Raw genomic sequence first — 19,338 nt, 5'->3', positions numbered from 1 at the left:
ACAGGCCACTTGACCCACCCCCGCGGCGTCATTCGCGCAACGCGTCGATCACGCTCGCGAGGTGGGCGCGGGCGGCCGCCTCGGCCGCCTGCGGGTCCCTGGCCCTGATCGCCTCGATCATGGCCAGGTGTTCGTGCACGGACTGCTGGGGCCGTCCGGGTCGCAGCGCGAGCTGGAAACGATGGCGCACCAGTTGCGCGTTGAGCCGCTCCAGCAGCTCCACGGCCACCTGCTGGCCCGAGAACTGGCGGATCTTGGCGTGCAGTTCCTGGTTGAGGTCGGAGTAGGTCATCGGCTCGCCGTCGGCGACGGCCTTGCTCATCGCCGCACCGATGTCGGACAGCTCGGTCAGCTGCTCGTCACTGGCCTCGACGGCCGCCTTGGCCGCGCACAGCCCTTCGAGGACCATGCGGCACTCGGTGATGGCCACCGCTTCCTCGACCGTCACCACCCGCACCCGTGAGCCGCGGTTGGGGATCCGTTCGACCAGTCCCTCGCCCGCCAGATCGATCAGTGCCGCGCGCACGCTGGCCCGTGTCACATCGAACTGCTCGGCGAGTTCGTTCTCCACCAGCCGCTGGGCCGGTGACATCTCGCCGCGCAAGATCGCCTGCCGCAGCTGCGCCAGCGCGTGCTGCTTGGCTTGCTCTCCGGTGCCCGGCCTGGCCTCGTCCGCCATCGCGCTCTCCCTGAGTGAGTGCCTGTCGACCGTAAATGTAGGCGAACAAGATTGTCAACGATTTCGTTCACCATACCGCCGGGCGCACGGTAACGCGCCCCTTAAGGGGCGCGGGGCTGTATCAATTTGCGGCTCCGCCGCGATGGGGGTCCCCCCGCTCGAGCGAAGCCGAGAGTGGGGGAGCGACCAGCCACGACGAACCCGCAGCTTCGAATCGCACCCCCAGCGGGCGCCGGGGCTCAGGCCGTACCGCCGAGCGGCAGCGTGATCGTGAAGGCCGTCGAGCCCGGCCGGCTGGTCAGCTCGATGGTGCCGCCGTGCGCCCGCGCCAGTGAGCGCGCGACCGCCAGGCCCAGGCCACTGCCGCCTCGGTCACGGCTGCGGGCCTTGTCGACGCGGTAGAAGCGGTCGAAGACGCGGTGCTGGTCGGCGGCCGGAATGCCGGGGCCGGTGTCGGTGACCTGGACCAGCGCCATGCCGGACTCGATGCACACCTCCACAGACACCTTCGTACCGGCCGGGGTGTGCACGGCGGCGTTGGAGAGCAGGTTGTCCAGAACCTGCCTCAGGCGCAGGGGGTCGAGGCGCAGGCGTACCGGGTCCGGAGGAGCCGTCACCGTCAGCGGGTGATCGCTCCGGCCCGCCCGGAAGGCGTCGGCCGCCTGGTGCACCAGCTCCACCAGGTCCACGTCCTCCAGCCGCAGCGGTGCCTCCACGTCGGCGGCGTCCAGGCGGGCGAGCAGCAGCAGGTCGTCCAGCAGGATGCCCATCCGGGCAGCCTCGGCACGCAGCCTGGCCAGGTGCTTGTCCCGCTCCTCGGGGGTGTTGGCCGCCGCGTACTGAAACAGGTCGGCGTAGCCGCGTACCGACATCAGGGGCGTACGCAGCTCGTGCGAGGCGTCGGCGACGAAGCGGCGCAGCCGCTGTTCGGCCTCCGTGCGGACGGCGAGCGAGTCGTCGATGTGTTCCAGCATGGTGTTGAAGGCGGTACGCAGCTCCTCGACTTCCGGGCCGCCGCTGCGCCCGTCGTGGCGCACCGACAGCCGTGCCGAGTCCGTCAGGTCGTGCGAGGTGATGCCGCGGGCGGTGTGCGCCATGTCGCTCAGTGGCTTCAGACCGCGCCGCAGCATCCCCCGGCCGAACACGACGAGGGCGAGGAGCGCCAGCCCGAAGGTGACGGCCTGGATCATGATCAGCCGGCCCACCGTGTCGTCGATGCCGTCCATGGGCGCGGCGCTGACCAGGATGACGCCGGGCTCGACCTCGCACGCGCGCAGCCGGTAGGTGCCTTTGCCCTTGAGATCGTCGGTGCGCAGAACCTCGGTGTCCGCTCCCGTCTGCGCCCGGGCCACGGCGGTGAAGCTGTCGACGTCCTCCGGCAGGTCGGCGGGGTCCTCGGGCTTGCGGAGCACGGGCGTGCCGTCCGACACGTCGTACACGGCGTAGAACCAGCTGTAGTACTTCTTTCCCGAGAGCGTGCCGTATTCCTCGATGCTCTTGGACTGGGCGATCTGTCCCTGCGCCAGCTGTTCGTCGAGTTGCGCCGACAGATAGTCCCGCATGTACGTCGTCAGCGCCGTACCGACGACAGCGAACACCATCAGGGACAGCACCCCCAGGCCCAGCGCGAGCCGGGTGCCCAGGCGCATTCTGCGATACGTCCGCCGCAGCCGGGCGATCACTCGGCGACCTGCCGCACCACGTACCCGACGCCCCGCACGGTGTGGATCAACGGCGCCCTGCCGTCGTCGAGTTCGTCGAGCTTGCGGCGCAGGCGGCTGACGACCAGCTCCACCACATTGGAGCGGCCTCCGAAGCCGTACTCCCAGACGTGGTCGAGTATCTGCGCCTTGGTCAGCACGGTCGGCGACTTGCGCATCAGGTAGCGGAGCACCTCGTACTCGGTGGGGGTGAGCGTGAGCAGCTTCTCGCCGCGTCGCACCTCGCGGGTGTCCTCGTCCATCGTCAGGTCGGCGACGTGGAGCACGGACCGCTGGAAGCCGGGGCCCGCGCTGCGGCGCAGCACGGTACGCAGCCGGGCCATGAGTTCCTCCACCGCGAACGGCTTGACCAGGTAGTCGTCGCCTCCCCGGGTGAGGCCCGCGATCCGGTCCGCGACGCCGTCGCGGGCGGTGAGGAACACGACGGGCACCATCGTCCCGGACAGCCGGAGCCGGTCGAGCACACCGAAGCCGTCCAGGTCCGGGAGCATCAGGTCGAGCACCACGATGTCGGGATGGAACTCGGCGGCCTGGCGCAGCGCCTCCTCGCCGGAGTACGCGGTGACCGCGTCCCAGCCCTCGTAGCGGGCGACGGTGGCGACGAGGTCGGCGATGGGCGGATCGTCGTCCACCACGAGAAGGCGTACTTTTTCCACCCGCTCATAGTGCTTCACGTGGCTCCTTGCGCCCATAGCCGTCTGCCCTCCGGACTCACATCGATAAAAACTTGAAAGTTGACAGACAGCAAAACGACAGCTCCCACCAGGCAGGCTCGGTATCCCCGGATCCTTGATCGAGGAGTTGCCGTCCCGTGACGACTGTCCAACGCGTCAGACCCCCCACACCGGCGATACGCCCCAAGGTGGTGGCCCGCACCGGCCTGTACACCCTGTTGGCCGCGAACGTCGCGGTGGTGACCGCCTTCTTCTTCCAGTCCGGGCTCAACTCGAACGCCCTCATCCTGATGGGGCGCTTGACCGGCCTGTACGCCGCCCTCCTCATGGCCTTCCAGCTCCTGCTGGTCGCCCGGCTGCCGTGGCTCGACCACCGGATCGGCATGGACCGGCTGACCTCCTGGCACCGCTGGGTCGGTTTCGGCCTGCTGTGGTCGCTGCTGGGGCACGGCGTGTTCATCACCTTCGGCTATGCCCAGTCCTCGTCGATGGACCCGGTGAGCCAGCTCGTGGACCTCGCCGAGACCGTCGAGGGTGTGCTGCGCGCGATCGTCGCCCTGGTGCTGATCATGGTGATCGGCGCGGTCTCGGCACGCTGGGCCCGGCGCCGGCTCGCCTATGAGACCTGGCATTTCATCCACCTGTACACGTACGTCGCGGTGGTGCTGGCGTTCACGCACCAGGTCGCGGTGGGCACGACCTTCACGACGAACTCGACGGCCAAGACGTACTGGTACGCGATGTGGGGCGTGGCGCTCGGCTCGGTGTTCGTGGGCCGGCTCGTACTGCCGCTGTGGCGCAATCTGCGGCACCAGCTGCGCGTCTCGGCCGTCGTCCTCGAGTCCGACCACGTCGTGTCGGTCTACATCACCGGCCGTGACCTGGACCGGCTGCCCGCGCGGGCCGGCCAGTTCTTCCTGTGGCGCTTCCTGACGAAGGGCCGCTGGTGGCAGGCCAACCCCTTCTCGCTGTCCGCCGCCCCGGACGGCCGCTCCCTGCGGCTGACCGCGAAGACGGCCGGTGACGGCACCGCCATGCTGCGGCATCTGAAGGTCGGCACGCGGGTGTTCGCCGAGGGCCCGTACGGCGCCTTCACCACGATGCACCGGACCCGGCCTGACGCCCTGCTCATCGCGGGCGGTGTCGGGGTCACCCCGATCCGGGCCCTGCTGGAGGACCTGCACGGTCACGCCGCCGTCATCTACCGGGTGGCCACGGACCAGGACGCGGTGCTCTACGACGAGCTGCGCGAACTGGCCCACGCCAAGGGCGCCGAGCTGCATCTGGTCACCGGCCCGGCCACGCCGGACAAGCTGGCGCCTGCCGAGCTCGCCCGGCTCGTGCCTGATGTGGCCGACCGGGACGTGTACGTCTGCGGCCCGCCCGGCATGACCGGCGCCGTCCTGCGCACCCTGCGCGATCTGGACGTGCCCAAGCAGCAGATCCATTTCGAACGCTTCAGCCTGGCCGGATGAGGGGGACACCATGAAGCGAGCACTGCCTGTACTGGTCCTGAGCGCCGCGGCCCTGATCCCGGTCTGGCGCTACGCACCGTCGACCGACACGTCGTCGTCGAGCACCGAGGTCGCCGCGCCGGCGTCGACGCCGTCCTCGAACCCGTCGGCGTCCTCGTCGTCGGGCTCATCGGGCTCGGGCACCTCGACCAAGGTGGTCGCGGGCTCCACGATCAACACCGAGAAGGGCACCGTGCAGGTGGAGGTGACCTTCGACGGCGACAAGATCAGCTCCGTACGGATGCTGCAGCAGCCGAACCACCCGCAGACCGAGGCCGCCGTGCCGAAGCTGATCGAGGAGACGCTCACGGCGCAGAGCGCAGACATCGACACGGTGTCCGGCGCCACGATCACCAGCAAGGGCTACGTCGAGTCCCTCCAGGCCGCGATCGACGCGAACGGCTCCTGAAGTGCGCCGGGTCGAGCACATCATGGGGTTCCCGATCTCGGTGCGGATGGACGACGGGGACGCCGCCGAGGCCGCGGACCGGGCCTTCGACTGGCTGCGCGAGGTCGACGAACGGTTCAGCCCCTTCAAGCCCGACAGCGAGGTGTCCCGCCTCGACCGGGGTGAGCTGCGCGCCGACGAGCTGAGCCCGGAGCTGGCGGAGATCCTCGACCTGTGCGAGCAGTACCGGGTCGCGACCGGGGGCGCGTTCGACGTACGGCTGCCCGGTCGCGGCCTCGACCCCTGCGCCATGGTGAAGGGCTGGGCCGTGCAGCGGGCGGCGGATCTGCTGACGGCGGCGGGTTCGGCGAGGTTCTGCCTGAATGCCGGCGGCGACGTGGTCGCCACCGACGGTCCCTGGCGGGTGGGCGTACGCCACCCCGAGCAGTCCGACCGTCTGTGCACGGTCCTCGACCTCACCGACGGCGCCGTGGCGACCTCCGCGCGGTACGAACGGGGCGACCACATCATCGACGGCCGCACCGGCCGCCCCTCGACCGGCCTCCTCAGCGTGACCGTCGTGTCCCGGTCCCTCACCGTGGCGGACGCCACGGCCACGGCGGCGTTCGCCATGGGCCCGGAGGGCATCGACTGGGCCGCGGCGCGCGACGACTGCGAGGTGTTCGCCGTGGACGCCGAGCGAAGGGTCTTCCGCACGCCGGGGTTTCCGGTCGCGGCGTGATGTCGGGGTGCCGGGGCGGTCGAGAACCAGGGCGCCCATGGGCAGGAGGGCCCTGCGGTGTTCAGGCGGACCTTGCGGTGTTCAGGCGGAGGGGTTCAGGCGGACGGGTTCTCGTCGGAGTCGAAGCTGGCGAAATACGCCGCGACCATGTCCTCGTCGCCGTGGCCCTGGGCGGCGGCGCGGCGCAGGCGGTCGGCGCTCGCGGCGGCCACGTCGAGGCGTACGCCGTGCTTCTCGCCGGCCTCGACGATCAGGCGGGCGTCCTTGGCGGCGGTCGTCACCGCGAACTGGGGCGGGGAGAGCCGGTCGTCCAGGACGAGTGCGGACTTGGTGCGCAGGTAGCCCATGTCGAGCGGGCCGCCGGCGATGGCGTCGAAGAACTTCTGCGGGTCCACGTCCAGCGCCTTGGACAGGGCGAGGACCTCGCCGGCCGCCGCGGTGGCCGCGATGACCCAGCTGTTCGCCACCAGCTTCAGCCGGGAGGCGCTGCCGGCCGCGCCGTCCTCGCCGGTCCACACCGTGCGGGCGCCGACCGCATCGAAGACCGGCGCCACCTTGTCCCGGCCCTCGGTGGGACCGGCGGCGAGGACCAGCAGTTGTCCGGCCTCGGCGGGCTGGCGGGTGCCGAGCACCGGCGCGTCGTAGAAGACCAGCTCATGTTCGCGGGCGAAGTAGGCGAGTTCACCGATGGCCTCGATGCCCGCCGTCGTGGACTGCACCCAGGGCGTGCCGGGGCGCAGTGCGGGTACGGCGTCGCGCATGACCTCCAGAGCGGCCGGGCCGTCGTACAGCATGGTCAGGACGACGTCGGCGCCGGTCACAGCCTCGGCCGGAGTGTCGGCTATGTGCGCTCCGTCGGCTGCGAGGGGCTCGGCCTTGGCGCGGGTGCGGTTCCAGGCGCGGACGGTGTGCCCGGCCTTGGCGAGGTTGCGGGCCATCGCGGCGCCCATGATGCCGGTGCCCAGGACGCTCACAGTGAGCTTGTCGGTCATGACGTCAACTTCCTGATCCATGCGGTGCATTGGGAGGGGTGGGTGAGTCCGGTGACTGTCAGGCGCCAGCCTGTCCGGAGGCGGTCTCTCCGGAGGCGGCGCGGAGTGGGTCAGGATACGAACCCTGCCGCCGGACAGGTCCTCCACCAGCCAGGCATGCAGCACATCCAACCGCTCCTCCGGCCTGCCGTCCTTCAGCTCGGGGCCGCCGCCCTCAGGGAAGTCACGGGAGAAATCCTTGGCTGAGGCTGAGGCCGAAGCGGAAGGTGTCAGCCGAGCTTCTTGAGAAGCTCGGCCGCGAGCGGGCCGGAGGACGCCGGGTTCTGGCCCGTGACCACGTTGCGGTCGACCTCGACGTGCGGCGCCCAGGGCTCGCCGGCCTCGACCTTCAGGCCCGCCTCGACCAACCGGTCCTGCAACAGCCACTTGGCGTTGTCGGCCCTGCCGGCCAGCCGCTCCTCGGTGTTGGTGAAGGCCGTGATGCGGTAACCGGCGTAGGCGTTGCTCCCGTCCGCCTTCACCGCGGCCAGCAGGGCGGCCGGGCCGTGGCACACCACACCGACCGGCAGACCGGACTCCACCGCCCGGGTCAGGATCCGCCCGGAGTCGGTGTCGACCGCCAGGTCCTCCATCGGGCCGTGCCCGCCGGGGACGTACACCGCGTCGAAGTCGTCGAGCCGTACGTCGGCCACCGCGACCGGACCGCGGAACTCGGCGGCACGCTCCACCACGGCCCGGACCGCCGCGGCGTTCTCCGCGCCGCCGTTGGCCTCCGGGCTCAGGCTGCCCGGATCGACCGGCGGGACGACACCGCCGGGGGTGGCCACGGTGATCTCGTGTCCCGCGGCCTTGAACGCCTCAAAGGGGACGACGGCCTCCTCGGCCCAGAAACCGGTGGGGTGTGTGGTGCCGTCGGCCAGCGTCCACCGGTCGGCTCCGGTCATTACGAAAAGGATCTTCGCCATGTGTGCTCCCTGGGTAGTCCTGGCTGAATGGTCGCCGCTCACGCTGGGCGCCACCACCGGGCGGCGTCCTGACGACATCCATGACGTTAGGCCCGGACCTCATCGGAATACCAATAGGCATGCCGATTCCAGCTATCGGAACTCCGATGAGACGGCTGACTACGATGACTGTCATGAAGAACCGGACGCCCGACACCGTCGAGACCGCGCCCGACACCGTTGACACAGTCCAAACTGCGCCCGACGCCGGCGAATTCGCGCCCAGCACCGGCGCGACCGCGGCCGACGCCGACGAGATCGCGACCCGCGCCGGCAGGCAGCTCCCGGCACACGCCGACCTGAACCTGTTGCGGACGTTCCTGGCCGTCTACCGCACCGGTACCTTCACCGCCGCCGCGCCGACCCTCGGACTCTCCCAGCCGACGGTGACCGCTCAGATCCGCGCCCTGGAGCAGCAGACCGGCCGCGAGCTGTTCACGCGGCTGCCGCGCGGTGTGGAACCCACTCACCTCGCCCACGAACTCGCAGCCCAGATCGCGGGCCCGCTCGACGCGCTCGCCGCTCTCGAAGGCGGCGGCCCGTCGGCCGGGCACACCGCGCCCGTGCACCTCGCCGGCCCCTCGGAACTGCTGTGCGTACGCGTGCTGCCCGCCCTGGTCCCGCTCGTCGCCGAAGGCGTCGAGCTGCGCGTCACCCAGGGGCTGCCCGAGCCGCTGCTGGACGAGATGCGGGCGGGCCGCCACGACCTGGTGATCACCACCCGGCGGCCGCGCGGCCGCACCCTGGACTCGGTGCCGCTCACCGACGAGGAGTACGTACTGGTCGCCGCCCCCGCCTGGGCCCGGCGCATCGGAGGAGACGTCCAGGCCGACGACCTGTGCGCCGCCCTGCGCGGCATCCCTCTGGTCACCTACGCCGAGGACCTGCCCATCGTGCGGCGCTACTGGCGCACGGTCCTCGGCAAGCAGCTCACTTCCCGTGCCGCGGTCACCGTGCCCAATCTGTACGCGGTCCTGTCAGCGGTCAACGCCGGCGCCGGCTTCAGCGTGCTGCCCCGCTCGCTGTGCCAGGACCACCTGGACTCCGGGCGCCTCACCGTCCTCCACGAACCCGGGGAACCGCCCCTGAACACCCTGTTCCTCGTCCAGCGTCCCGGCGCCGAGACCAACCCCGACGTCGTCCGCGTCCGCAACACCCTCCAGCACGCCGCCCGCGACTGGTGACAGAGCCGCTGCGCCGTCAGCGTGTCGGCAGCTGGAACAGCTGGTACTTCGCCACCGTTTGGAATCCCATGCGCCGGTAGACCGGCTCCCCCGCTTCGCTCGCCTGGAGCGTGCCGACCCGCAGTCCGCGTTCCTGGCCCGCGCGCAGGGCCGCCGAGGTCAGAGCCGCGCCGATGCCCTGGCGGCGGTGGGCATCGGCGGTCGTGACCACGTAGATACCCGCCACTCCGTGCGCTGCGAGCATGAGGGCGGTCCCCACCACCTCCCCGTCGAGCCGTCCGGCAAGCCGGACGATGCGGGCGGCGTCCGGCCGTCCGGCCTCGATGCGCAGCGAGTCGTCCCAAAGGTGCGGGTCGACGCCGAAGGAAGGACTGTAGGCGTGCACCCATTCGGCGAGCGCTTCGGCGCCCTCGACCGTCTCGATCTTCAGCCCGGCGGGCCCGTCCAGGTCGGCGAGCCGGTCCAGCACGATGGCCATGACCGGTATCTCGCCGACCTTCGCCAGCCCCTGCTCGGCGAGTACGTCCGTGACGCCGGGCGCGCTGTCGGGCCCCACCCACCACATCCACGGGACCCCGGCCAGGCGCCCGGTGACGCATTCGACAGCGAGCGCCGCCTGTTTCGTACTCCGCAGGCACAGCACCCCGTTGAGATTCGGATGCGCCAACCCGCTGCGGTAGTAGGTGAGATCCTCGTCCTGACGCTCCTCTGCTCCCCAACCAAGCCCATAAGCACGGCAGTTGGCCAACTGGGGCGCTGTGTCCGTCAAATTGTCCGTCACGTCGTTCGCTCCCTTGTTGAAATGGAGACGCCGTCTTCAGCGCCTTGCGGCCTTCAGCGCGTCGGCGGATGAGAGGGGCTCGCGCCGCGGCTGCTTGTTGATACGGCGCCGCAGTTCGGCCGAGCGACGGTAGACCTCCCTGCGGAGGCGGTTCAGTTCGCCGAGCGGCTCGTGTTCCGGCCTCGTACGCCAGGGGTTGATCGCGGTCGCGTCAGCGGCCTCGATGTTGCGCTCGTCCGAGATGTCCTGGGCCGGAACGCGCAGCCATGCGACCGCGCGGAAAGGGGAGATTTCCTCCGGCCAGGCCACGGAGCTGTTGTCCACCGGCGTCGTCGACAGGTCCGCGCACAGCTGGGCCTCCAGCGTGAAGGTGTGGGGACGCTCGGCGGTCTCGGCCACGAGCGTCCTGCGGAACGGCTCGTCCTCGGCGTCCGTGTCGACGCGGCGATGCACCAGGGATCCGGTCGTGTCCGTCGTGGGAGCGATGCGGAGCCGGGCGATGTAGCGCCCGAAGCGGACGGCGCCGATGTTGTAGTAGCGGTACAGGAAGAGGTGCTGCCTCTCGATGCCCAGAAGGGATACGAAGGCGAGCAGTTCGTCCCATCGCCAGTCGTCCGGTTCGGCCGTTCCGCCGCTGGTGAGCAGGTTCCGCAGGACGTCATTGCGCGACGCCGTGGTGGCCAGCGAGTCCGGGAGACCCTCCAGCAGTCGCTGGGTCGTGAGGTAGTCGTGCGCCGTGTTCGAGAAGAACACCGGGGTATTGACCATCGGAATGTCGAACGTTCCGCTGTTCTCGCCGTCCAGCAGGGACCGCCCCGGTACGCCGAAGAGCTTGATGCCCATGCCCAGGATGGGACCGAGATGCCGGTCCGCCCGGATGTGCGCGACTCCGTTCGAGTACCGGACCACGGCGTCGTACGTACAGGGGTGGGAGAACAGCCCCTGAGCGTACGGCTCCGGCAGGTCGTCGAGTACTTCGAGCTCGCCCGCGACCAGGCCGAACGATTCGGCGTGCGCACCGCGCAGCGCACGGCCGCCGCCCTCGTGACGGACCCGGCCGCGCATGAAGCCCTCCATGTCGTCGACGAGGCGCTTCTCGTCGGCGTGGTAGTCGGGGGGCAGGCTCTGCCGATAGGCGGAGAAAGGTACGAACGACATGGCTGGCATGGCTCACCTTCCGGTCTTTGGCGGTGGTGCGGGACAGGGATGCCGGGGTGGTGCGCCGACACGCGGGTTACGCCCGCACGGCCAGGAGGTGGCCGCGTAGGCACAACGGCCGGTCCGGAGTACGGGTTCAATGAACAGGGGTCGCGTTCGCGCCGTACCCGGTCATGGCATGGACAGGTAACGCCGTAACCTGGGGCGCAGTGCTCGCCGGTGAGAAAGGTCATGGAATCGATGAGCGGGAGCGAAGGCGTCATAGAAGACAGCCCGGCCGTCGGCCGGGACCGCGCCTACGTCGGGTGCCAAGCGGAACTCTCGCTGTTCAGGGCCTCGTTGGCGGGCGAAGCACGCGCCTGCCCCGTCCACCACCTGGGCCGGACCGCCGTCCCGACGCCGGTGCTCGCCGGCTCACGTCCGCGCTGGAGCGGATGAGCGACCTGCTGTGGTTCCACGAACTCCGGGGCACCGCGCTGCCGTCGGGACCGGCCGCGGACGGGCTGCCGTCGGGACCGGCCGTGGACCGCAGTGCTGAGCCGGCCGAGCGGGCCTGACAGCGCCACCAAGGTCCTTCCCGAATCAGGCCGGTCCGCGCACACACGGACATGGGCAGACATGGGCAGAACACAAGCCTTTTGGTTCCGCGTCAGCTCTGCGACGGGTGGGTGAACCGGGCACCCACTCTCCACGTTGCAACGCCGCGTAACCAGAAGTCAGGGCGTGGAGCCACCCCGCCCAACAACTTACGGAGAACCATGTTACGTACGAAATCGCACCATTTCGTCGCGGCCCGGATACGTCGCACCAGGACGGCCGTGCTGTTCGCCTCCGTGACGAGCGCCGCCTTACTGGCCTACGGCTGTCTGCCGGAACAGCAGAAGGACAGCGTGGACGCGAGACGTCCTGCCGTGCCGGAGGAGACATCCGCGTGGTCGGAGGAACAGCCCGCGCCGGACGAGCCGAGCGAGCCTGCCGGTTCACCGATCCCGGCCGACGGATCCGGGGAGTTCGCCACCGCGCGTGACAGCCTCGCGTCTGTCGGGAAGGGCACGCCCCGCCGATACCGGGTGCAGGTGGAGGACTCCCTGGACCTTTCGCTGTCGGCGGCCGCACGCGAGGTGAACGCGATCCTCGGGGATCCACGCGGATGGACGGCGAGCGGGGAGGCCTTCCAGCTGGTCGCGTCGAAACCAGCGGACTTCACGGTGAAGATCGCCACCCCCGCGACCGTCGACGCCATCTGCGGCGCCGCAGGCCTGGACACTCAGGGCCAGGTCAACTGCACCGTGGGCTCGACGGTGGTCGTCAACCTCCGGCGGTGGCAGCTCGGCTCACCGCAGTTCGACGGCCCAATCGAGGAGTACCGCGCTCTGATCATCAATCACGAGGTCGGGCACCGCCTGGGTCACGGGCACGAAGGCTGCCCGGGCCCGGGGAAGCCCGCTCCCGCGATGATGCAGCAGATCAAGGGCCTCGACGGCTGCGAGGCCAACGCATGGCCCTACGACCGCGAGGGCCGGTACATCGAGGGGCCTTCGGTCGACTGAGCCGCGGGCCAGGGACGTATGGCCCGCTGCTCGACACGGTGATGCCGTACGAACTGGACGGCGTGCCGACACCCGATCCCGCGCGGGCCGTCGAGGCCGCGCGCCGTGCGGCGGCGGACCTGGACTGACGTCTCCTCCAGGCGCACAACGAACGACGCGCTCACCGAGCGGGCTTCGTTTGAGCAGGAAACCGGTCTGGGAAGTGAGCAGCGGCAGCCGACATGCTCAGCCCGTCCAGATCGGCGGAGGGCTGTGTGATGCATGTCGTGGTGTGCGGTACGGGTCCGGTGGGCGCGGCGGTCGCCTTGTCAACCGATCGGACCGATGACTGCGAGGAATTCGTACGTGCCCTCTACCACCATCACGCCACCCCGCTGATGCGCTATGCGGCTCGCTTACTGGGCGGCGACTGGCACAAGGCGGAGGACCTGCTGCAGGAAGCCACCGCTCGCGCGTGGCTGCGGTTCGCCTCCGCCAGTACGGACCCGGTGTCCATCCGTCCCTGGCTGTTCACCGTCGTGCGGAACCTCGCCATGGATCACCACCGCGCTCAGGCCATCCGGCCGTCGGAGACCCAGGCCGTCGAGAATCTCGATCTGTCGGTCGACGATGCCGTCGAGCGCATTCTCACCACGCAGATCGTGCTGGACGCGCTCAGCCTGCTCACCCCTGCCCAGCGGGAGGTGCTCAGCCTGACGTACTACCGCGGCTACAGCGTCGTACAGGCCGCCGAACAGCTCGGCATCCCACCGGGCACCGTCAAATCACGCAGCCACTACGCTCTGCGGGCTCTGCGCGACACCCTCCACACACGGGGTGTCGTCCGGTCCTGAGCCTTCTCTTTTCTGACCCCTCTCTTTATGGACCATCAAGCCGTGACTGCTTTGGCCCTGCCGGTCGGACCATGGCCGCAGCAGGATGAGCGGACGCCGAACTTCGCGGAGGTCCCCTTTGAGCATCGCGTTTCTGCTGACCACCCTGGTCGTGGTGGTCACCCCCGGCACCGGTGTGGTGTACACACTCGCCACCGGGCTGTCCCACGGCCGCCGGGCGAGTGTGGTGGCCGCGCTCGGCTGCACCCTCGGTATCGTGCCGCACCTGGCGGCGACGATCACCGGCCTCGCCGCGCTGCTGCACGCCAGCGCCGTCGCCTACGAGACGGTGAAGTACGTGGGTGTCGGCTACCTGCTGTTCATGGCGTGGGCCATGCTGCGTGACAAGGAGGCCTTGGTGGTCGAGGCAGCAGCCGCGCCACGGCCGGCGGCCCGTGTGGTCGCTTCCGGGGTGCTGGTCAACCTGCTCAACCCGAAGCTCACGATGTTCTTCGTCGCGTTCCTCCCGCAGTTCGCCCCCGCCGACACAGCCGGCTCCCTCGGCGTGATGCTCCGCCTCAGCGCCGTCTTCATGGTGCTCACCTTCGTCGTCTTCGCCGCGTACGGCATGTGTGCCGCCGCCGTGCGCCACCGCATAGTGGCCCGGCCGCGGGTGATGACCGGCATCCGCCGGGTGTTCGCCGTCTGCTTCGTGGGCCTGAGCGCACGGCTGGCGGTGGCTTGAACATGCGCTTTCGGCACACACACGCCCTCTGGTCCGACTACCCCGAGCTGACTGCCGGCGCCCTGTACGCCACCGGCGTCGGTGCCGACGCCGATGTCGGCCGGCGCGCCGCCGCATACACCGCCCACGCCGCGGCCCGGCTGGCCGGTGCCACCGAGAGCGAGTTTCCCGAAGTGCTTGCCTGGCGGCGGGCCTTTTCCCGCATGGGGCTCAAACCCACGCAGTACCGGTGCGCTTCGGAGTCGCTGCTGCGACGGTTGAGGAAGCAAGGGGAACTGCCGCGCATCCATCCGGTGATCGACCTGTGCAACGCCATTTCGGTCGCCTACGCAGTACCGGTCGCGGTCCTCGACGCCGACCGCATCGCCGGCCCTCTGCTGGAGGTGCGCCACGCCCGTGGTGACGAGCTCTACACGACCTTCGGCGGCGCCACCGAACACCCGGCACCCGGCGAGGTGACCTTCGCCGACTCCGCCGGACGGGCCCATGCCCGCCGCTGGACCAACCGGCAGAGCGGCCACTCCGCGGTCGGCGAGCACACCAGCAGAATCCTCGTGGTGACGGAGGCCATGCACGAAGACGGCGCGAAGGCCGTGCCGGAGCTGCTGAAGACCGTCACGGAAGAGTTGGTCGCGCACTGGTCGAGCGATCCCACGGCCGCCATCCTCACCCCGTCCGCACCAGAGTTCGCCTTTGGCCGCTGAGAACCTTTCAGGCGAGCAGGCAGGCAAGCAAGCAGAGGCCGCAGTGGCGCCTGACACCATGGGCCTGGTGAACCAGGGGCGACAGGAAACGGGCTCACCGGCTGCCATACGTGCGACGCAAGCCACGTCGGCGAACGGCGAGCCGTCGGGCAAGTCCCCGTCCTACGGCTCGGACTTCCTGCAGCTCGACGCCGGTGACGCGCCTGCTCGCGGCACATCGGACTGGCTGACTCGGCAGCTGCGCCGGGCGATGACCGACGGTCGGCTGGCGGTGGGCAGCAGGCTGCCGCCGACCCGAGCGCTCGCCGCCGAACTGCGCGTCTCGCGCGGCGTCGTCGCCGAGGCATACCGGCGGCTGACCGAGGACGGCCACGTCGAAGGACGCCGACGCGGCGGGACCGTAGTGGTCGCGGTACCCGCTGCCGTGTCACCCATGGCACCTCCCGGGCCCGGGACCGGGCCCTCACGGCCCTCGGCCCTCGCCGCCGACCGGGCCGTGCCCGGCTCGCTGTTCGCCGGCGAACCGGGCACCGACATCTTCGACACGCTGCGCGCCGCCCGTGCCCGCATCGACTTCACCCCCGGCCAGCCCGATCTGACCGCGTTCCCCCGCGCGGCCTGGCTGCGAGCAGAACGAACCGTGCTCACCGAACTGTCCGCCGAGAAACTCGGCTACGGCGATCCGCGCGGCACCCCGCAGCTGCGCGGCGCCATCGCCGGCTGGCTGGCGCGCAGCCGCGGCATCCGGGCGGAGCCGGACGAGGTGCTGGTCGTCGCCGGCACCGCGCAGGCGCTCACTCTGCTGCACCCGGTGCTGCGGGCCGACGGCATCGACAGCGTCGCGGTGGAAGACCCGGGCTCGCTCGGCACCCGCCAGCATCTGCGGAACGGAGCCCTGGCCACCCCACCGGTACCCCTCGACGACAGCGGTGTGCGCGTAGAGGCACTGCACGCCACCGGCGCCCGCGCGGTGCTGCTCACGCCCGCCCACCAATTCCCCACCGGCGTGGTGACGAGCGGCGAGCGCCGCCGCGAACTGCTGCGCTGGGCACAGAACGGCGGACTGATCCTGGAGGACGACTACGACGCGGAACACCGCTACGACCGGCCGCCGGTACCCGCGCTGCGCGCATTGCTCGCCGACCAGGTGTGCTACATGGGCAGCGTGTCCAAACTGCTCGCACCCGCCCTGCGCATCGGCTGGGTGATACCGCCGCGCCGCCACCGTGACGCCCTGATCGACGCGAAACGCTTCACCGACCTGGGCAACGCCGTACTGCCCCAGCTGGTGCTGGCCCGCCTGATGGACTCCGGCGACCTGGAACGCCATCTGCGGCTGCTGCGCGGCCGTCACCGGCGGCGCCGCGACGCGATGATCAACGCCATCGCGGAGCATCTGCCTGGCGCGGTCGTGCACGGCGCGGCGGCCGGCCTGCACCTGACCGTCACCTACACGCAGGAAGTACGCGACACCGAGCTCGCCACCGCTGCGCTCGCCCGGGGCGTGAAGTGCCAGCCGTTGTCGTGGCACCGGCAACTGCCCGGCGAACCCGGCCTCGTCCTCGGCTACGCGGCCACTCCGGCCGGCGCGATCGCCGAAGGGGTGGCGCTGCTCGGCGACGCACTACGCGAACTGGCCTGACACGGGCCGACTTCGGCGGCCCCAGCCCGACGCGTGGCGTGGCAACTGAGCAGGAAACCGGTCTGGAAGGTGAGCAGTCGTCCGGCGAAAGGTGGGGGCATTCCCTGACGAAGGAGTTCCCATGGCCCACGTACTGATCATCGGAGCCGGACCTGTCGGCCTTGTCACCTCGATGCTGCTCGCCGCGGACGGGCATCGCGCCACCGTGCTCGACCGGGATCCCACCGCCGCACGCACGGTGGAGGCCGCCATCGGCGGTGACTGGCGACGGCCCGGCGTCAAGCAGTTCGGGCACACACACATCCTCATGCCGGCCGGTTTCCGTCTCCTCGACAAGGAGCTGCCCGGCGCCGTCGACCGTATCCGCGAGGCGGGCGGCTACCCGTACAGCATGCTGGCCGGCGCCTGGACGGTGCCGGAGGCCGGCCCGCGACAGGAGGGGGACGAGCGTTTCGAGACGCTCACCGCCCGGCGCCCGGTCCTGGAGGCCGCCCTGTTCGCCACCGCGGCCGAGACGCCCGGCGTGCGCATCGTCGGCGGGACCAAGGTGGTGTCCCTGCTCGCGGACGCCCGCATCTCCGGCCGCCCGCACATCACAGGAGTGGTGACCGCTTCCGGGGCGCGCATCGAGGCCGACCTCGTGGTCGACGCCTCCGGCCGGCGGACCGACGTGCCCGACCTCCTCGCGCAGGTCGGCGGCGCACCCGAAGTAGTCCTCGAGGACGCCGGATTCCGTTACTACACGCGGTACTTCCGCGCCGACGAGCGGGGAGTACCGGCCCCACGGACCTGGCCGCTGACCCACCACAACAGCATCTCGATCGTCACCGCCCCCGGAGACGGCGACACCTGGTCGGCCACCCTCGTCACCTCCGACCGCGACCAGGAGCTCCGCCCGCTGAGCCGCGTGGACGTGTGGAACCGCGTGCTCGCCCGCTACCCGCACGCCGCCCGCTGGAACGAGGGCATCCCGCTGACCGACGTACACGTGATGGGCGGCACCCACAACACCCTGCGCCGCCTGGTCGCCGACGAACGGCCCGTCGTCACGGGAATCCTGGCCGTCGGGGACGCGCGGATGACCACCAACCCGCAGTTCGGCATGGGTATGACGACCGGTCTGCGGCACGCCGTACTGCTGCGTGACGCGCTGCGTCTGGTCGGTACGGACGACGCCGTCGAACTCGCTCTGCGCGTCGACCGCGGCATCGACGCGAAGTCCGGGCCGGGATGGGCGGACGACACCGCCTGGACCCGGCACCGCACAGCCGAGATCGACGCCGAGATGCGCGGCGAGCGCTATGTCACGTACGATCCGGCCTGGGCGCTGCGCACCGCGGTGGAGGCCGTCTTCCTGAAGGACCCGGAGATCCTGCGCGCCTGGGGCGATGTCGGTTCCATGCTCGCCACCGCCGACGCGGCCTTCGTCGAGACCGGCCTGGTGGAGCGGGTCATCCAGCTGGGTGCTGAGGCGCCCCGCTATCCCGAGCCGGGCCCCGACCGGACTGAACTGCTCACCGCCGTGCGCGATGGGAACCCGGGCCCGAACCCGGGGAGGCTGCTGGTCTCCGTACGTGACGGGGAGTGAGGCGGCCAGTACCGCATGCACGTTCGGGGGGGCGAGCGCATGCGTGCAGCATGCAGCAAGGCTGCCCCCCAACTCCCGTACCTCATCAGGTTTCTTCCCAGCGAAGGGTATGCAAATGTCTCGTGTGTCTTCGGCTCGTCGGATGTCCGGTCGTTCTGTGAGCGGTGTGGTGGCGGCCGGCGTGGTCGCCGGTGTCTTCGCCGCTGTGTCGTTGTCCGGTACGGCGGGTGCGTCGGGCGGATCGGGCGGGTTAGGCGGGTCGGGTTCAGGGTCGAGCGCGAAGCCGACGATCGTGCTGGAACACGGTGCGTTCGCGGACACCGCCAGTTGGACCGGTGTGATCGAGCGGCTGGAGAAGTCGGGTTATCCGGTGGTGGCCGCGGCGAACCCCCTGCGCGGACCCGCCAGTGACGCCGGCTATCTGCGCAGTGTCGTGGACCGTATCGACGGACCGGTGGTGCTGGTGGGCCACTCCTACGGCGGCACGGTGATCAGTGACGCGGCCGTGGGCCAGGAGGACAAGGTCAAGGCGCTGGTCTACATCGCCGCGTTCCTCCCCGATACGGGCGAGACCTCCCTGGGGCTGTCGAACAAGTTCCCCGGCAGCACGCTCGGCGACGCCATCGAAGCGGTGCCCTACAGCCTGCCGGGCGGTGCGAGCGGCAATGACGTGTATATCAACTCGGCCAAGTTCCGCCAGCAGTTCGCCGCCGATGTCTCCCGGCGCCAGGCCGCCCTGATGGCCGCGACGCAGCGTCCCATCGCCGCCGCGGCGCTGGAGGAGAAGGCCACCAAGGCGGCCTGGAAGACCATTCCTTCCTGGTCGCTGATCGCCACTCAGGACCTCAACATCCCGCCGGCCTCCCAGCGCTTCATGTCCGAGCGCGCAAAGGCACACACCGTCGAGGTCAAGGCCTCGCACGCGGTCCCCGTCTCGCGCCCCGACGTCGTCAGCCGAGTCATCCAGCAGGCCGCCACCGCCACCGCCACCGCCCGCTGACCCCCAACTCCACCTCGCCCACAGCTACTTCTCAAGTCGTACGCCCCGTTGTCCGGATCGATCGCCCCGCCCGCATCGGGCACCTCACTCGTAGACGGTCACCGGTCGGTGGAACCAGTCTCAAACCTTGCGCACAAATTACACACATCCCCTCTACATACCGGGCCTCGATGGTCTAGATTGACCGTGCTTCAGCTGATCGGATACGAGCCGACCAAACAATGATCGATAAGTCCGGCGCTATGGAAAGCCAGCAGTGGCGTTCCCGGCGCCAGACGTGGGGATGATCAATTCTTGGAGCCCGAAGGGGGGCCTTGGGTGCGGGGAGCACCCGAGGTTTGAACGGGTTCCCACGCACCTCGAGAGTCGGCAGGACATGCAAGTCGCCTGCCGCCAGGGTGAGTTGTGCAAGTAGCGCTGAATCAGCCGGGATGTCATACGCCGGGGGGCGGAGACGTCC

General features: G+C 70.2%; 20 protein-coding genes. 13 read left to right on the top strand and 7 right to left on the bottom strand.

Annotated elements, in window-relative coordinates; translation table 11 throughout:
* Positions 1-28: 28 nt before the first annotated feature.
* The 3 genes from G5C60_RS26245 to G5C60_RS26235 all read right to left on the bottom strand — a co-directional run bounded on the left by G5C60_RS26245 (position 29) and on the right by G5C60_RS26235 (position 3,092).
* On the bottom strand, positions 29-679 hold the full coding sequence (locus G5C60_RS26245; protein WP_165263385.1) for a GntR family transcriptional regulator: 651 nt from the start codon (positions 677-679) through the stop codon (positions 29-31).
* A 239-nt stretch (positions 680-918) separates the two neighbouring features.
* Positions 919-2,361 (bottom strand): ATP-binding protein, encoded by a 1,443-nt coding sequence (locus G5C60_RS26240; RefSeq protein ID WP_165263384.1) that lies wholly within the window; start codon positions 2,359-2,361, stop codon positions 919-921.
* Positions 2,358-3,092, bottom strand: a complete 735-nt coding sequence (locus G5C60_RS26235; RefSeq protein WP_165263383.1) for a response regulator transcription factor — start codon at positions 3,090-3,092, stop codon at positions 2,358-2,360. Before G5C60_RS26235 ends, G5C60_RS26240 begins: the two co-directional genes overlap by 4 nt.
* Before the next feature lie 119 nt (positions 3,093-3,211).
* On the opposite strand from G5C60_RS26235, the gene G5C60_RS26230 reads away from it, so the two are divergent.
* From G5C60_RS26230 to G5C60_RS26220, 3 genes are read left to right on the top strand one after another with little or no spacing between them, the layout of a single operon-like run.
* Positions 3,212-4,549: a ferric reductase-like transmembrane domain-containing protein gene (locus tag G5C60_RS26230; protein ID WP_165263382.1), complete on the top strand. Its 1,338-nt coding sequence runs from the start codon at positions 3,212-3,214 to the stop codon at positions 4,547-4,549.
* 10 nt (positions 4,550-4,559) lie between these two features.
* Entirely contained in the window at positions 4,560-4,997 is a 438-nt protein-coding gene (locus G5C60_RS26225) for an FMN-binding protein (protein ID WP_165263381.1), read from the top strand.
* 22 nt (positions 4,998-5,019) lie between these two features.
* On the top strand, positions 5,020-5,718 hold the full coding sequence (locus G5C60_RS26220) for an FAD:protein FMN transferase (protein ID WP_206440017.1): 699 nt from the start codon (positions 5,020-5,022) through the stop codon (positions 5,716-5,718).
* Between the two features lie 95 nt (positions 5,719-5,813).
* Here the strand turns inward: G5C60_RS26220 and G5C60_RS26215 are convergent, their stop codons facing one another.
* Positions 5,814-6,710, bottom strand: coding sequence for an NAD(P)-dependent oxidoreductase (locus G5C60_RS26215; protein ID WP_165263402.1), 897 nt, complete (start codon positions 6,708-6,710; stop codon positions 5,814-5,816).
* Between the two features lie 269 nt (positions 6,711-6,979).
* Positions 6,980-7,675, bottom strand: a complete 696-nt coding sequence (locus tag G5C60_RS26210) for a type 1 glutamine amidotransferase domain-containing protein (RefSeq protein WP_165263379.1) — start codon at positions 7,673-7,675, stop codon at positions 6,980-6,982.
* Between the two features lie 173 nt (positions 7,676-7,848).
* Between G5C60_RS26210 and G5C60_RS26205 the strand changes: the two genes are divergently transcribed.
* Entirely contained in the window at positions 7,849-8,898 is a 1,050-nt protein-coding gene (locus G5C60_RS26205) for a LysR family transcriptional regulator (protein WP_165263378.1), read from the top strand.
* Between the two features lie 16 nt (positions 8,899-8,914).
* Here the strand turns inward: G5C60_RS26205 and G5C60_RS26200 are convergent, their stop codons facing one another.
* Complete coding sequence (locus G5C60_RS26200; protein WP_338145925.1) at positions 8,915-9,679, bottom strand: GNAT family N-acetyltransferase; 765 nt, start codon at positions 9,677-9,679, stop codon at positions 8,915-8,917.
* A gap of 36 nt (positions 9,680-9,715) precedes the next feature.
* Positions 9,716-10,837 carry a catalase family protein gene (locus tag G5C60_RS26195; protein ID WP_165263377.1) on the bottom strand — a complete coding sequence of 374 codons (1,122 nt, stop codon included), beginning with the start codon at positions 10,835-10,837 and terminating at the stop codon, positions 9,716-9,718.
* 240 nt (positions 10,838-11,077) lie between these two features.
* Between G5C60_RS26195 and G5C60_RS26190 the strand changes: the two genes are divergently transcribed.
* The 9 genes from G5C60_RS26190 to G5C60_RS26155 all read left to right on the top strand — a co-directional run bounded on the left by G5C60_RS26190 (position 11,078) and on the right by G5C60_RS26155 (position 18,878).
* A complete protein-coding gene (locus tag G5C60_RS26190) occupies positions 11,078-11,275 on the top strand; it encodes a hypothetical protein (RefSeq protein ID WP_165263376.1) in 198 nt (65 codons plus the stop codon).
* The gene (locus tag G5C60_RS53255; RefSeq protein ID WP_277611379.1) at positions 11,272-11,394 is read left to right on the top strand and encodes a hypothetical protein; all 123 of its coding nucleotides are present in this window, start codon (positions 11,272-11,274) and stop codon (positions 11,392-11,394) included. Before G5C60_RS26190 ends, G5C60_RS53255 begins: the two co-directional genes overlap by 4 nt.
* A 201-nt stretch (positions 11,395-11,595) precedes the next feature.
* Positions 11,596-12,387, top strand: a complete 792-nt coding sequence (locus tag G5C60_RS26185) for a DUF3152 domain-containing protein (protein ID WP_165263375.1) — start codon at positions 11,596-11,598, stop codon at positions 12,385-12,387.
* Between the two features lie 257 nt (positions 12,388-12,644).
* Positions 12,645-13,220, top strand: a complete 576-nt coding sequence (locus G5C60_RS26180) for a sigma-70 family RNA polymerase sigma factor (protein ID WP_206440018.1) — start codon at positions 12,645-12,647, stop codon at positions 13,218-13,220.
* A gap of 118 nt (positions 13,221-13,338) precedes the next feature.
* The gene (locus G5C60_RS26175) at positions 13,339-13,944 is read left to right on the top strand and encodes a LysE family translocator (RefSeq protein ID WP_165263373.1); all 606 of its coding nucleotides are present in this window, start codon (positions 13,339-13,341) and stop codon (positions 13,942-13,944) included.
* Positions 13,945-13,946: 2 nt separating this feature from the next.
* The gene (locus tag G5C60_RS26170; RefSeq protein WP_165263372.1) at positions 13,947-14,648 is read left to right on the top strand and encodes a B3/B4 domain-containing protein; all 702 of its coding nucleotides are present in this window, start codon (positions 13,947-13,949) and stop codon (positions 14,646-14,648) included.
* Between the two features lie 58 nt (positions 14,649-14,706).
* Positions 14,707-16,290, top strand: a complete 1,584-nt coding sequence (gene pdxR / locus G5C60_RS26165) for a MocR-like pyridoxine biosynthesis transcription factor PdxR (protein WP_165263400.1) — start codon at positions 14,707-14,709, stop codon at positions 16,288-16,290.
* Between the two features lie 121 nt (positions 16,291-16,411).
* Positions 16,412-17,878 carry an FAD-dependent oxidoreductase gene (locus tag G5C60_RS26160; RefSeq protein ID WP_165263371.1) on the top strand — a complete coding sequence of 489 codons (1,467 nt, stop codon included), beginning with the start codon at positions 16,412-16,414 and terminating at the stop codon, positions 17,876-17,878.
* A gap of 142 nt (positions 17,879-18,020) precedes the next feature.
* A complete protein-coding gene (locus G5C60_RS26155) occupies positions 18,021-18,878 on the top strand; it encodes an alpha/beta fold hydrolase (protein WP_241267078.1) in 858 nt (285 codons plus the stop codon).
* The last annotated feature ends 460 nt before the right edge of the window (positions 18,879-19,338 follow it).

Origin of the sequence: Streptomyces scabichelini, from assembly GCF_011045015.1 — a bacterium.
In the GTDB taxonomy this organism is placed as follows: domain Bacteria; phylum Actinomycetota; class Actinomycetes; order Streptomycetales; family Streptomycetaceae; genus Streptomyces; species Streptomyces scabichelini.
Note: the sequence above shows the minus strand (reverse complement) of the source record. Positions and strands in the feature narration are given on the sequence as shown.

Bases quoted from the DNA above. Each gene is read 5' to 3' on its own strand.
- G5C60_RS26245 (WP_165263385.1), bottom strand. From the start codon at position 679: ATGGCGGACGAGGCCAGGCCGGGCACCGGAGAGCAAGCCAAGCAGCAC.
- G5C60_RS26235 (WP_165263383.1), bottom strand. From the start codon at position 3,092: ATGGGCGCAAGGAGCCACGTGAAGCACTATGAGCGGGTGGAAAAAGTA.
- G5C60_RS26225 (WP_165263381.1), top strand. From the start codon at position 4,560: ATGAAGCGAGCACTGCCTGTACTGGTCCTGAGCGCCGCGGCCCTGATC.
- G5C60_RS26220 (WP_206440017.1), top strand. From the start codon at position 5,020: ATGGGGTTCCCGATCTCGGTGCGGATGGACGACGGGGACGCCGCCGAG.
- G5C60_RS26215 (WP_165263402.1), bottom strand. From the start codon at position 6,710: ATGACCGACAAGCTCACTGTGAGCGTCCTGGGCACCGGCATCATGGGC.
- G5C60_RS26210 (WP_165263379.1), bottom strand. From the start codon at position 7,675: ATGGCGAAGATCCTTTTCGTAATGACCGGAGCCGACCGGTGGACGCTG.
- G5C60_RS26205 (WP_165263378.1), top strand. From the start codon at position 7,849: ATGAAGAACCGGACGCCCGACACCGTCGAGACCGCGCCCGACACCGTT.
- G5C60_RS26195 (WP_165263377.1), bottom strand. From the start codon at position 10,837: ATGTCGTTCGTACCTTTCTCCGCCTATCGGCAGAGCCTGCCCCCCGAC.
- G5C60_RS26190 (WP_165263376.1), top strand. From the start codon at position 11,078: ATGAGCGGGAGCGAAGGCGTCATAGAAGACAGCCCGGCCGTCGGCCGG.
- G5C60_RS53255 (WP_277611379.1), top strand. From the start codon at position 11,272: ATGAGCGACCTGCTGTGGTTCCACGAACTCCGGGGCACCGCGCTGCCG.
- G5C60_RS26185 (WP_165263375.1), top strand. From the start codon at position 11,596: ATGTTACGTACGAAATCGCACCATTTCGTCGCGGCCCGGATACGTCGC.
- G5C60_RS26180 (WP_206440018.1), top strand. From the start codon at position 12,645: ATGCATGTCGTGGTGTGCGGTACGGGTCCGGTGGGCGCGGCGGTCGCC.
- G5C60_RS26170 (WP_165263372.1), top strand. From the start codon at position 13,947: ATGCGCTTTCGGCACACACACGCCCTCTGGTCCGACTACCCCGAGCTG.
- pdxR (WP_165263400.1), top strand. From the start codon at position 14,707: ATGGGCCTGGTGAACCAGGGGCGACAGGAAACGGGCTCACCGGCTGCC.
- G5C60_RS26160 (WP_165263371.1), top strand. From the start codon at position 16,412: ATGGCCCACGTACTGATCATCGGAGCCGGACCTGTCGGCCTTGTCACC.
- G5C60_RS26155 (WP_241267078.1), top strand. From the start codon at position 18,021: ATGTCCGGTCGTTCTGTGAGCGGTGTGGTGGCGGCCGGCGTGGTCGCC.